Genomic DNA, 13,212 nt, shown 5'->3' on the forward strand with positions numbered 1-13,212 from the left:
GGTAAAGCCACTAACAACTTTATTCATAAAAGACCATTACGAGTTTGGAGTAGTTATTACTGCTGTATTCGGCTTTAATTTAGTTAAGAGTATTCAAAAAAATAGTTAAGTCCATCTTCAATAAAAGACCAGCTATAAAAAGTCAAGGAACTAAATTGAATTAATTTTTATTGTTTTTATTTAGAGTTTTAGGCATGACAAATAAACCTTTATTTGTTTACTGGTAAAAATAGCAAACAAACAATAGGTTAGTTATTATCTGTTTCCTGAATACGAGGTTTATAGGGTTGTCCATCTCTTAAAATAGCGAAAATAATGTGGGTCAACTTTCTAGCAACAGCTCCAACAGCTGTACCATGGGCTTTTCCCCGATTACGTAATTTTTGATAATAAAGAGAAAGTGCGGGGTCATGAAAACTGGCCACAAATGCTGCTTGCCATAAAGCACGTCTAAGATAGGGAGATCCTCGTTTCGACAGCCTGGTGTTGGAACTATTAAAGTCACCTGATTGGTGAACGGATGCATCAAGACCTGCGAATGCCACCAATTGTCCAGGACGGTCAAAACGGCTAATGGAGCCAATTTCACCTAGGACCACCGCAGCTGTTATATCACTTACTCCCGAAATGGTAGTTAGATAATGTTCTTGACGATTCGAGAGTTCAATCATGGCTTCCTCAATTTGATTTAGTTGTTTTTCAAGTAAATCTATTTGTTCCAGTAAAAGATGAATCTGCATTTTAAAAACGTCTGTCCCTATAGAAATACCAAAGGTATTTTGTGCACTATCTTTCAACTTTTCAGCTTTATTTCGAGCTCGTGTTTCACCGTAACGTCCCTTACTAACACGGTAAAGTAACTTAGCAAGTTGATCTGTATCAATTTCTAACAGGTCTTCTGGTAAAGGATATTGTAGAAGAATTTCAGTTGAAGACATCCCGAAAACATCAGAAAAGTTCTGTTCATATTCAGGGAACACTTGATCTAATAGTGCTATGATTTTTCTTTTAATATCTGAACTTTGATCAACTAACGCATAACGTAACCTTTCTAAATGTCTAAGTTGAAGTAATTCTTCTTCTACAAAAGGCGTTTCTTCTGGAGAATCAATTCGAATCACTTGAGCAATGAGGTAAGCATCCTTCACATCCGTTTTTGTCTTACGAATATAAAATTGACGCAATGCATCTGACTGCATTGGATTAAAAGCTGTGATCTTAAATCCAAGTTTATGTAGAAAAGAAAAAACAGATAACCAATAATGCCCTGTGGCTTCTAGTCCACAATTACAATTCTCAGGTGTTACTTTTTGTTGATTTAAAAATTTAAGTAGTTTTTCACTACCCGATTTTGAATTAGCAAATCGAACAGTCTTTCCGATAGGATCGCCTTTTTCATTAATCAATCCAGCTTCATGATGGCGTTTCCCAATATCAATACCAAGATAAATCACAGTAGCACCACCTAGTTTTAATTAATCAGATGGCAGGATTCCTCTTTTACTTTATAGATATCCAACCTCGTTCGATATACGACAACAAAGTGTCATCCAGCTCATTCGAATAGTTCTATAAAGAAAGAGGTGTCAGTCTTTAACACGAAGACAAAGCTTCAAGGGGGCGAGCGACAACCTCTATCTGATTTAAATACATTATACCTTGAAGAAGGTATAACGATTTAAAGCCAGAAAATATCTGGTTAATAATAATATACGAGGGGGCATATCTGGAACTAGATAAGCCTCTTTATCTTGAAATTAATTTTTGATTCATATTCAACAATTTGTAATAAATTGATATTCGAGCATCATTATGGAGGAGGGCTTTAGGTGTTATGTATTTTCGAAACTATTATTTGTTTAATTCGTAAACAGAAGAAGAGATAAAAATCAGGGAGGGCTAAATTGGAAACAAAAAAACTTCACTACCTAATTGCTTTTCTTTCTTTTCCAATAACAGTCCTACACTTTATTTTTGGTGATTATACAACTGAGAAGTTTGTTTCTGGTATTACATTTTATGTAATTGCCACAGCAATGTATTTAAGTTTTGTTTACTTGTTTAATAAAAATGAAGTTGGCAAAAAGGTAGTATTATGGGGGCTAGTCTTTATTGCTATTGCGAGCATTTTGATGTTCCTTAAATACAGCAAATAAATAACGCTCATATGCCACAATCGGATTAATGAACAAATAATAACATCTTAGCGTTTTATTCTAAAAGGGAGAGGGTTAAAAATGAAGGATTCAACTTATAAAATTATCAAAGTCTTATGTTTAGTTGTAATTGCAATATCAGGAATATATATAGGTATACAGTTAACTGAAATTAAAGATTACCTTTGGGATTTAGTTAAATTATCTGCAAATAGTTGAACATTTTTATATACATAGTTTTTTGTAAACAATCTTCAAGAAACGGGGGCGATAATCCAGGAAGGATTACGCCTCTTTTTGTTTAATACATAAGAATTGGGCAGTTTTTTGGAGGAAGTGAAAGGTAAAGGGGGAGCTTTTATTGGACAAAAATGAAAGACATATATATTTATTGTCGGGACCAGCGGGTGTAGGCAAATCAACAACTTCAAAAGAACTTGTAAAGAAACTATCTGATAGTGCTTATTTATCTGGTGACTATATCAGCCATATGCATATTAATGGGAGAGAAAAGCCGTGGAAAAGTAAACACGAACATTCACTAATATGGGATAATATTTTACACCTTACAAGGAACTTTATTGATTATGGAACCGATGTGGTAATAGATTATGTAACATTTCCAAACGAAGCAAGGTGGCTTAGTGAAAATATCAATCAACCAAATACAGTAGTAAAATATGTAGTATTATGGGTCGATAAAAACACCTTAACTCAAAGAGACAATATGAGAAAAGAAGAAGATAGAATGGGAGAACGGTGTTTTATATTGTTTGATGAATTTAGTGAATCAGGATTAGATAAAAAACACTTTCTAAATACAAGTGAATTAACTATCAAAGAAAATGATTTCGTTATTGATACAATATTGAATGATAGAAGGTTTTGTATAAATGGTTAATTCAGCAAACGGGGGCAATTCTACAAGAACGAATGTGTTTTATGAAAGAATTTCAATTGCATACCTTCAACCTAATGTAAAAGTGTAATTTTCATTCGTTAGCCCAGAAAAATAATACTGCAAGAGAGGACATCCACATTTTAATCATATAAAATTTATTAACCCCATAAAATGATATATCTAATTTATATGGGGAGTGTAAAGATGGGTGAATATCAAGTAACAGAAGCAATGCTTGAAAAATTTTATAGGCTTAATCAAAAGAAAAAGGAAATTGAATCGGCCATGAAGGAAATGAAAAAGCATTTCCATGATTACTTTGATGAGACGGTGGGCGAAAATGTTAAAGGGCAAATAACAGTTGGGGATTACATATTACAAAGGCAAGTTAGAACAGTTGAGAAATTTAATGAAGCGAAGACGGTAGAGACATTAGAGGAACTAAAATTAGAAGATTTATTGGTGAAAAAACCGGATATCGACAAAATGAAAGCAGCGATCAATCTTGGTATTTTAAAGGAAAATGACCTGGAAGATTGTCGGGTAATCAATTTGTCTCCAGCTATTTCAGTAAAAACAAAATGAACAATGGAAGTATATTCGTATTCAAGAATGAAAGCAAAGTTTAATAACACGTTAAATAGTTAATAATGAAATTAATGTTCCGCTAAAGTTTAATAGTTTCCGTTCTAATTCAAAATGTGCTCGTTATTCCACAAAAGGGGCTTATCTGGAACTAGGTAAGCCTCTTTATTGTGAAATAGATTATCAATTTAGTTCCGCAAGTTGAAATAAATTAGTTTAACTTTGAAGATTTTTTGTGGGGGAATGCCTTTGTTGGTCTGTATTTTCGAAACTAATATTCGTTTTATTCGTAAACAAAATAGAGGTAAATATCAAATGGTTACATTTAATAGTGAATGCAGCATATTTGGTTTTTATGGGGGGTTTTTATGTTATCAGCAGGCGGGTTTTCATAGGGGATATTCTGTTTCAATTAATCGCATTCTCATTGGTAATTATTGTTCCTTTCGTAATAGTTTTATTAATTAGAAAGAGAAGCAGTAGATTAAGAAAAATTGAAGAAAAATTAGACATGTTATTAGAAAAACAAGATAAACATTAACATTTTCTTCTGTTGAGGATTGTATGTTTAAGAGGAAGTACAATGCTAAATTTTCAAAGCAAAAAAGACATTCAGCTTGAGGATGTCTTTTTTCCTTTTATATAACTTTTGGTTATAGGGGCTATATGGTTTCTGTACTTACTTTTTAACATCAAACAGATAGAAGTTGGTCAGGAGTAACAAGTGCTTCAACAACACTTATAGGTATTCTATTTTTTAATGAACCGGCAAACAAGCGAAAAATTTCATCCATTTTATTAGTAATGTTTGGTGCATTTGTTCTTCATCTCCAAAGTTAAACTGGGAATAGCGTAATCCTTATTTAACAAAAGAGAGCTATGATCAAGTAAGACCTCGCCATATAAACGTAAAAAGAGCTCAAAATCGAGCTCTTTTCTTGTGATTTTATAAATTTGTCTTGCAATACAGTTTGTGAATGCGTTTTTGAACCTTTCTGTTAAATGGAGACCTTTATCAGATTTCCATCACGGTCAAGGAGTTTTTCAAGATCGTCTAGCTTGATTGAAAAACCAGCTTCACGATATCGGTTTGAACAAGTGACATAGTCAACTTTTTCTCCATTAACCTCAACAAACTTGTGGTTATCAGTAAGAGAATACACGAAGGTGACCGGCAACCCGATAATTCGGAACTCGAACCTCAGCCCGTCCAGTTCATCAGATAGAACAGGGTCAATGATCAAACGGCCATCTTCAATACGGATACCGAGGGCATTCGAGATAAGTTGATTCATATAAATCCCAGGGCCGCTTGAATAGATACGCCATCCACCTTTGACTGGAACATTGCCTTTACGAAGTTCATCAAATCGTTCCTGAGCTTCATATCGTGTATTGAATTTTCCGTCCGAGCTGCTGAAATAAGTGTTGCTCTGACGCAATTCCGCATTCGGAACAACATCCTTCAATCCAATCGGGTTGATGATTTCAAGCCCTTTCCAGACCTCATCTCCGCGACCAAGCTTCGCCATCGCCTCCACAAAACGGATATGCGCATGAACGTATTGCAATCCGATTTCCCTTCCGAAATTCGCGGCTTGCTCTGCACGTTTGAAATGTGTGCTGACTCCACCTGCATAATTGGCTGGACGGTTCATCAAACGGACACCGTCAGGACAATAGAGGTACTCTTTGATCAGTTCATAATGTGACTGAGCCTGCTCTGGTGTGAAAAGTTCGCTGATGATGCTTCGGTTCATCGGGATCAACCGATAGTCGATTCCGGTTTTCGTGTCTGTCGGGTGGATCATCAATTCAGGCTGATTTTTATTCTCCATATAAAGGAAACCTGGCAGGACGTCTGTCTTGAACATGAATCGGTTATAGTCTTCTTTAATTCCGAATGCCAGTGTTTTCAGCTCAATCGCTTCCTGATGATCGAACTTTTCCAGCACTTTTGATAGCTGGTGGAGCACTTGATAGGTAAGGGCGACTGTCCAGCTGCTGACCATATATTTTTTCAATTGCTGATTCGCTGGCTGCAGGGTGTCATCCCAATCCCCATCGTCATATGAAGACAAGAACGTATCATGTAAAAAGTGGCTCTTGATATAATCAATCTGTTTTTTGATATGATCGATCAGCGTCTCTTTTTCAGAACTGAAATCGAAACCATCTCTTATTGTATAAGGTATTTCTTCTTTTAATATTTCAAAATCCCCTGTGGCACGGATGTAATCGCTGACGACCTTCAATGGCCATACAATGACATCACCATGGCTTTCATGAGCCTGGATCTTGAAGTACTTATCGAACATGAACCATTGCGGCCAGCTGCCATCATCTCCATATTGATGCGAATAAACCGTTTGGATGATTTCACGAACTGATTCATAATTTTGTGTGGCAAGGAAGTACTCGGTCGGACCCTGGCAAACATCTCTCGTTCCCCATGCTGCACCGCCATACTGTTCAAGACCGTGCGGAACGGAATAGTGGACGAGCATGTTATGTGTATACCACCAGGAAAGGGTATTCAGTTTATCAACCTGTTTTGAAGACGACGAGAGTTTGAACCCGTTCATCACATCAGCATAATAGTGGCGGTATTTCTCAATCTCTTCTGCCACATCTTTTTGATTGAAATCCATTTCTTCGCCATGAAGCAATCCCTGGATTGTTAAAGTCCAATCACTTGAAGGACTAAGATCCAACACCGATAACGAAGCTGATTCCGGCTCAAGGTTTTGAGAGAAGATCCGTTCGTCTGTCAGCTTGATCTCAGCTCCGTCCACCTTCATACGATAACAAAGTTCAGGAAATACTTGTGCGCTATCTGCATGATCAGCTGCACTGTAAACGATCGTTTCCCCTTGTTGTTCGACATTGAAAGGAACTTCGAATTCATTGTTATTCATCGTAACCTGATTGGATAACAAGAAACGATATGCGTTCCCTTTTTCAGAGCGGACGTTCAATCGAACTTCAGGTGTGTCAACGGTCGTATGGTTCGTCACGACAATCAGATCATCTTCTGTTTTATAAAACCAGCGGGTGTAATTGAAGCCGATTTCGAAAAGGGATGGCATGCCGAGTAGATGATACGTACCATCGATTTCGATATAAAGCCGCTGTCCAGATGTTTTAAGGATGTTCAAAGCATTGCGTGTGTTCGTAATCATTTTATTGAAAGATGTGTTGCCTACGACGAGCTGGGAATTGAACACACCAGTCATATAAGAGGTCGTCGTCATGACATTTTCAGTCAATCGGTCGTTATGGCCGCTCATCAAAATGTGTCCATGAGGGCGTTCAACCAGTCGTTCTTTTCCTTTTAAAACGACATGCTCATGCGTGTCTGTGAAAAACGAGAGTAATGCCCCATCTTGATGTTCCTCGTGCTTACGGACAGGGAAGAGGCTGTGAATCTCTTCTGCAGACAGTTCTACAGTCTGTAAAGGTTTACCGAATTTCGAAGATAGCGAAATTTTTTCAACAGGGTGGAATTCTGTTCCTTCTGCTCCTTCGACCTGTCTCCAGGCAGCAAGGACTTCATCTTCAAATGCTAAGGAAGTGACGGCTTCAGGGTGGTCTTCTTTAAAGAGCCCATAAAAGACGACGCGGTCCTTTCCTATAAGAGCCTTGCGCTCTGATTGCAAAGCGATGTAGGCGAACTCGTATTGGTAGATTTCATTTGCGAGTGATTCTTTGGACAATGCCTCAGGTACATTCGTTTCACGATAAGAAGTGCCGAAAAATTGGAACCCGTCTGTTGAAAATCCTGTCACCTTATTCAAAGAACCTTGTTGGAGGTAAGGGAATCCGGATTGCATCGACTGGTTTTGACGGGAGCAGACGACATAGCCTCGTTTTTCGTCCTCATAAACGGTGTGATCGGTATATTGGGAGATGTAGGATTCATTCGAACGAACTGCCCCTTTATCAGCCAAACCGAGATCCTGTCCATAAATCAAATCGTACTCAATATCTGCTCCTTCCAATTCAACGTCCCAGAACCAGACCCCTGAGTCGGTCAAAATGAAGGATACCTCATAGTGGACATTTTCAGTGACACCCGACCACTTGAGAGCGGATTCAGCGACTTCCAGCTTACTATCCGACTGGATGCCGATAAGGGGAATGACTTTTATCCCGTCCGTCTGAAAAAGACGAAGGTATAGGTTGTTAAGGGAACCGTCAATCGGGTTCCCTTGTACCTGGTTGAGCATTGTAGATTGATGGGATGCTTCAAAAAGATCCCCGGTATTTAAGAAAGAAAATTGCAGGTTTCCTGAACGGATTTGAAACTTTCGATCAGTTTGTAAATGTATAGACAATGAAAGCACCTCTATTTCTCTAGTTTGAAAGGATGTACACTGACATCACGGCTGTTCGGTCCAATATAAGCGACGAAATCTCCAGGGTCACTTTCGAAACGGAGATCAGAATGATAGTAACGAAGCTGTTCTTCCGATAATGTGAACGTGACTTGAGCCGTTTCGCCAGGTTCAAGCGAAATTTTCTTGAATCCTTTCAGCTCTTTCATCGGTCGGACGACTTCTCCAGAAACATCCCGGACATAAAGTTGTACAACTTCTTCACCACTCACATCTCCGGTATTCGTGACATCGACGCTCAGTTTCAATGTTTTTTCTGCGTTCAAGACATCAGTGGATAATGTGGCATCATGGTATGAAAAAGTTGTGTAGCTTAATCCATAGCCGAAGGGGAAGAGCGGTTCATTCGGAATATCCAGGTATTGTGAAACGTAATGGACCTGAGCGTCAGGCGCACCCTTCGGACGTCCGGTATTGTAATGGTTGTAATAGACCGGTACCTGTCCGACAGAATATGGGAAGGACATGGTCAATCGCCCGGATGGGTTGGCATCACCATACAACAGATCAGCGACTGCTGAGCCCGCTTCAGAACCTGGGTACCAGGCTTCTAATACTGCATCCGCTTGATCAGCGACACCGTGTAAATCCAGCGGCCGTCCATTGAACAAGACTGCGACGATTGGTTTTTCCAACTCTTTTAAAGTCTGGACCAGATCAAGCTGTGCTTGAGGCAAACGGATGTCTGCCCGGCATCCAGCTTCTCCGCTCATCCCAGAATCTTCCCCAAGAGCAAGGACGATGACATCTGCATCTTTTGCAGCTTGAAGAGCGTCATCGATTTGGGTTTGTGAAACAGTTTCCACTTCACTTCCTTTAGCGATTGAAAGATTCTGTGAATCGAGCTTTGATTTGATTCCTTCGCTAAGTGTTACTGCGTCTTCTCTTGAACCCATCCATGACCACGGTCCAAGGAGATCGTTGTTTTCTGCGAATGGTCCGATCAGTGCAACCTTCTGTTCTTTTTTGAGCGGGAGGACACCCTCATTTTTCAACAGCACTGCTGATTTTGTTGCCAGCTCGTGAGCAGCCTGACGGTGGGAAGAAGAAAAGACGATCTCTTTTTCCAGTTCTTCATCGGTCCCTCGGTACGGGTTGTCAAACAATCCTAGTTTTTGTTTCAATTCTAGAATTCTAAGAACTGCTTCATCGACCAAACTCTCGCTGAGCACATTTTCTTCAACTAATTGTTTCAAGTGATCGACATAACAAGGGGTCATCATTTCAATGTCCACACCTGCAGTCAAAGCCTTGAGTGCAGCTTCTTTTCCGTCTGCGGCTACCCCGTGAGGAATCAATTCTTTTACCGCACCCCAATCTGAGATGAGGACGCCTTCGAAGCTCCACTCTTCACGGAGAAGATCACGCATCAATTTTTTGTTACCTGTTGCAGGAATGCCGTCTAAAATATTGAAGGCTGTCATGACCATTTCACAACCTTCATCCAGCGCGGCTTTGTAAGCTGGCAAATAGTATTCGCGCAGTTGTCTTTCGGACATATCGACAGTATTATAATCACGGCCACCTTCAGGAGCACCATAAGCAGCGAAATGCTTGACACAAGCTGCGACACGATGGTTGTCACTCGTGAGATCCTCACCCTGGTATCCACGTACGAAAGCGCGTGCGAATTCACTATTCAAGTAGGGGTCTTCACCTGTTGATTCCATCACCCTACCCCAGCGCGGATCACGTACCAGGTCGACCATAGGGGAGAATGTAACATGAACACCCGATACTGCCGCCTCTTTAGCAGCAATTTCCGCACTGTTTTCTGCCAACTCCAAATCCCAAGAACAACCGATGGCAAGCGGAACCGGGAATATTGTTTTATACCCATGGATGATATCGCACATGAACAACAATGGAATTTCTAAACGGTTTTCTTCTAAATGAGTTTGTTGAATCTTTCTGGTCATTTCGGCTCCGGAAGCTCCTAAAACGGAACCGCTATTGTTTACGACATCTTTTGTGATACCCATTTCAGCCATTGGACCTGTGATTTGCCCTTCATTTGAAGCACCTTTGTAAAATGGGGTAGCTAACTGGATCAATTGCGCAATCTTTTCGTCTAACGTCATCTTGTTTACAAGTGAAGTAAGCTGTTCGCTCATATTCATCCTCCCGAGAGTTCTTTGTCATTAGTAGTGTTCATATAAATCGTGTTTTTTCAATTTGGAAAATATACTCGTTTTCCACGGGTGACATGTAAGCCCCGAGAGTGGGTCTATTTAGCTTGCTTTTCCATAGGAATCTCGCATATTTCCACTGTCAATCAGAGTTCATTCATCTCCACATTGGCAATTAAAAGTAAATCATAAAGTTTTACATTCGAAACGTTTCAATATATGTTAACAAGGATTATAAGCGCTTTCTTTTTTGGAGTCAATGAAGATATACATCTCATTTAGCTTGAAAACAATTGATATGAAAGAATGAACGTTGATATTAAAGCAGTTTTTTAAATTTTTTTAATGTTTTTTAAAATAAATGTTGAAAGCGGATTCACATTTGATTATAATCAAGTTGTCGAAACGTTTCAACGAAAAGAAGAAGATTTGTGCTTAAGTGTGTTGAATATCACAGTTGCTGCCATTAAATTTTTCTTTTCTTGCACTTAAAGAAAGTTATTCGTACCGTCAAAGTGCAGAAATCGTAAGTGAGGTATAGCAAGAGGGCTATTCGTACCGTCAAAGAACAGATATAGCAATTTGACGTACAGGAAAAGAACTATCTTGATCGTTAAAGGTCGTAAAAATGCAACTATGGCCCTGTCTTCACAAAGGCTTCATCAAGTTTTCTTTACATTTTTTTATTCTTATTTAAAAAGACTAGCATTAACGAATAATTAGAGTAGAAGGGAGAATGTTCGAAATGAACAAGAAGATTGTTTCGCTTTTCTTTGTTTTTCTTTTAACCGTTTCAGCTTTACTTGGAGGTTGTTCCAACGGCTCTGGTAAAGATGATAACACCATTTCTGTCTGGGCTATGGGTGAAGAAGGTAAGAAACTAGGTGAAATAGCAAAGAAATTTGAGGAAGAAAATCCAGAGATCAAAGTAAAGGTTCAAGCAATTCCATGGGAAAACGCTCACGACAAACTTTTGACAGCAGTTGCCTCTCAAAAAGGTCCGGATGTTGTCCAATTAGGAACCACATGGGTGTCTGAGTTCGCCGATGCAGGCGCACTCCTTGATTTATCTGAACATATGAAGGATTACCCTGAATTCAAACCTGAAAATTACTTTGATGGTGCAGCGAAAACGATGAAATACGATGATCAAATCGTTGGTATCCCCTGGTATGTTGAAACACGTGTACTCTTCTATCGCACGGACCTATTAAAAGAAGCCGGCTATGATGAAGCACCAGCAACGTGGGATGAGTTGAAGGATGCTGCAGGTAAACTGGCAGACCGCGGTGACAAATATTATGGATTGGACATCGCTCTCAACGACCAGATCATGCCATTCATCTTTGCATGGCAAAATGGATTCGAATTTGATACTGATAAACCGAACCTTAACCTCGATAGTCCAAAATTCAATGAAGCACTTGAATATTACACTAGTTATTTTGACGAAGGAATTAGTACTACAGCTGAAGGAATGGACATTGTACAAGCATTCAAAGATGGCGTGAAGCCAATGTTCTTCAGTGGTCCGTGGATGGTGAACATTCTCAATGAACAAGCACCGGATCTTGAAGGGAAGTGGGCTATTGCTACAATGCCGAAAAAAGAACAGGTTGCATCAAGTATCGGTGGATCGAACTTTTCCATTTTCAGCAGCTCAGAAAAAGTGGAAGAATCTCTGAAGTTCATTTCTTACATGAATGAAGTGGATACGCAAGTTGAATGGTTCAAAACATCTAACACGTTGCCTTCAAGAGTCGAAGCATGGGAAGATCCAGCTCTCAAGGAAGATGAAATGCTGGCGACTTTCGGTAAACAATTAGAAACGGCAAAAGCATCTCCACAAATTCAAAATTGGGAAGTTGTTGGACAAGAATTACTGAATGCTATTGAGAAGGTTACTGTCGGTGATGCTGATCTTGAAAAAGAATTAGACAAGTACCGTCAAAAAGTGAAAGAGTCAAATGAAGAATGATGATCATACTTGATTAGTGAAAATAGTGGAGTTACAGGCATTCATCGATAATGCCTGAACTCCATTTTTACGAAGTATACTATTCTCAACTCAAGCTTGGGAATCGCATAGTATTCTGAATCAAAAGGCAGGAGTAAGTTTCAGTTAGGTGGGTTATTATGGGCAATGGATTCAAAAGATTATATAGGGATCGGCATCCTTTCATGTTTATCGGGCCTGCAGTCCTGATTTTATTAGTTTTCAGCATCGTCCCGATTTTTGTTGCATTTTTCATCAGTTTTACGGACCTGGATTTGAAGGGTCTTGCGAATTGGGGGAATATCAACTATATCGGATTTGAAAATTATAAAGAACTCTTTTCGGATGAAGTTTTTCATAAATCGATTTTCAACACACTATTCTATGTAATCATCGGAGTACCACTCGTCATTGTTTGTTCATTAGGAATTGCATTACTGCTGAACTATGGATCAAACTTCATATTCCGTTTTTTCCGTGGTGTATACTATATGCCTTCGATTACGAATATTATTGCAGTGGCAGTTATCTGGGGGTATTTGTATAACACGGAATACGGTCTTTTCAACTATATCTTGTCGTTATTAGAAGCAGATAAAATCCCTTGGCTCGAAGAACCAACGATTGCAAAGCTTTCATTGATCGTCCTTGCTGTCTGGAAAGGGATCGGGATTAATATGATCATTTTCCTTGCAGCATTACAGGGGATTCCGCAATCTTATTATGAAGCTGCGAAAATAGATGGAGCAAACCGCATTCAAATGCTCTTCAAAATCACGATTCCACTTTTACGGTATGCTACTTTTTTCGTAACGATCACAACTTTGATCGGTTGGCTGCAATTTTTCGAAGAACCGTTCGTCATGACAGAAGGTGGACCGTTGAATGGTACGATTTCAATGGCATTGTTCATTTATCAGGAAGGCTTCCAGTATAGTGAATTCGGCTATGCGGCTGCAGGGTCGTTCATCTTGTTCATCTTTATCATTGCCGTAACACTCATACAGTTCAAAATCCGAAAATCTGATACAGAGTACTAGATCGGGGT

General features: G+C 39.2%; 8 protein-coding genes. 5 read left to right on the top strand and 3 right to left on the bottom strand.

Features of this window, described 5'->3' with window-relative positions:
* Window positions 1-248 precede the first annotated feature (248 nt).
* On the bottom strand, window positions 249-1,454 hold the full coding sequence (locus N8M93_RS05815; protein WP_261130293.1) for an IS110 family transposase: 1,206 nt from the start codon (window positions 1,452-1,454) through the stop codon (window positions 249-251).
* A 450-nt stretch (window positions 1,455-1,904) separates the two neighbouring features.
* On the opposite strand from N8M93_RS05815, the gene N8M93_RS05820 reads away from it, so the two are divergent.
* From N8M93_RS05820 to N8M93_RS05830, 3 genes are all read left to right on the top strand, one after another.
* A complete protein-coding gene (locus tag N8M93_RS05820) occupies window positions 1,905-2,156 on the top strand; it encodes a hypothetical protein (protein ID WP_261130295.1) in 252 nt (83 codons plus the stop codon).
* Window positions 2,157-2,517: 361 nt separating this feature from the next.
* Window positions 2,518-3,057, top strand: a complete 540-nt coding sequence (locus tag N8M93_RS05825) for an AAA family ATPase (RefSeq protein WP_261130297.1) — start codon at window positions 2,518-2,520, stop codon at window positions 3,055-3,057.
* Window positions 3,058-3,261: 204 nt separating this feature from the next.
* The gene (locus tag N8M93_RS05830; protein WP_261130299.1) at window positions 3,262-3,642 is read left to right on the top strand and encodes a hypothetical protein; all 381 of its coding nucleotides are present in this window, start codon (window positions 3,262-3,264) and stop codon (window positions 3,640-3,642) included.
* Between the two features lie 998 nt (window positions 3,643-4,640).
* Here N8M93_RS05830 and N8M93_RS05835 read toward each other — a convergent pair.
* Both N8M93_RS05835 and bglX read right to left on the bottom strand, forming a co-directional pair.
* Window positions 4,641-7,973, bottom strand: coding sequence for a GH36-type glycosyl hydrolase domain-containing protein (locus tag N8M93_RS05835; protein WP_261130764.1), 3,333 nt, complete (start codon window positions 7,971-7,973; stop codon window positions 4,641-4,643).
* A gap of 17 nt (window positions 7,974-7,990) precedes the next feature.
* The gene (gene bglX, locus N8M93_RS05840; protein WP_261130301.1) at window positions 7,991-10,153 is read right to left on the bottom strand and encodes a beta-glucosidase BglX; all 2,163 of its coding nucleotides are present in this window, start codon (window positions 10,151-10,153) and stop codon (window positions 7,991-7,993) included.
* 760 nt (window positions 10,154-10,913) lie between these two features.
* Here bglX and N8M93_RS05845 point away from each other — a divergent pair.
* Both N8M93_RS05845 and N8M93_RS05850 read left to right on the top strand, forming a co-directional pair.
* Window positions 10,914-12,146: a sugar ABC transporter substrate-binding protein gene (locus N8M93_RS05845; RefSeq protein ID WP_261130302.1), complete on the top strand. Its 1,233-nt coding sequence runs from the start codon at window positions 10,914-10,916 to the stop codon at window positions 12,144-12,146.
* 158 nt (window positions 12,147-12,304) lie between these two features.
* Window positions 12,305-13,204, top strand: coding sequence for a carbohydrate ABC transporter permease (locus tag N8M93_RS05850; protein WP_261130304.1), 900 nt, complete (start codon window positions 12,305-12,307; stop codon window positions 13,202-13,204).
* The last annotated feature ends 8 nt before the right edge of the window (window positions 13,205-13,212 follow it).

The organism is Bacillus sp. Marseille-Q3570, assembly GCF_946151055.1.
Lineage (GTDB): Bacteria > Bacillota > Bacilli > Bacillales > Fictibacillaceae > Pseudalkalibacillus.

Bases quoted from the DNA above. Each gene is read 5' to 3' on its own strand.
- bglX (WP_261130301.1), bottom strand. From the start codon at position 10,153: ATGAGCGAACAGCTTACTTCACTTGTAAACAAGATGACGTTAGACGAA.
- N8M93_RS05830 (WP_261130299.1), top strand. From the start codon at position 3,262: ATGGGTGAATATCAAGTAACAGAAGCAATGCTTGAAAAATTTTATAGG.
- N8M93_RS05850 (WP_261130304.1), top strand. From the start codon at position 12,305: ATGGGCAATGGATTCAAAAGATTATATAGGGATCGGCATCCTTTCATG.
- N8M93_RS05845 (WP_261130302.1), top strand. From the start codon at position 10,914: ATGAACAAGAAGATTGTTTCGCTTTTCTTTGTTTTTCTTTTAACCGTT.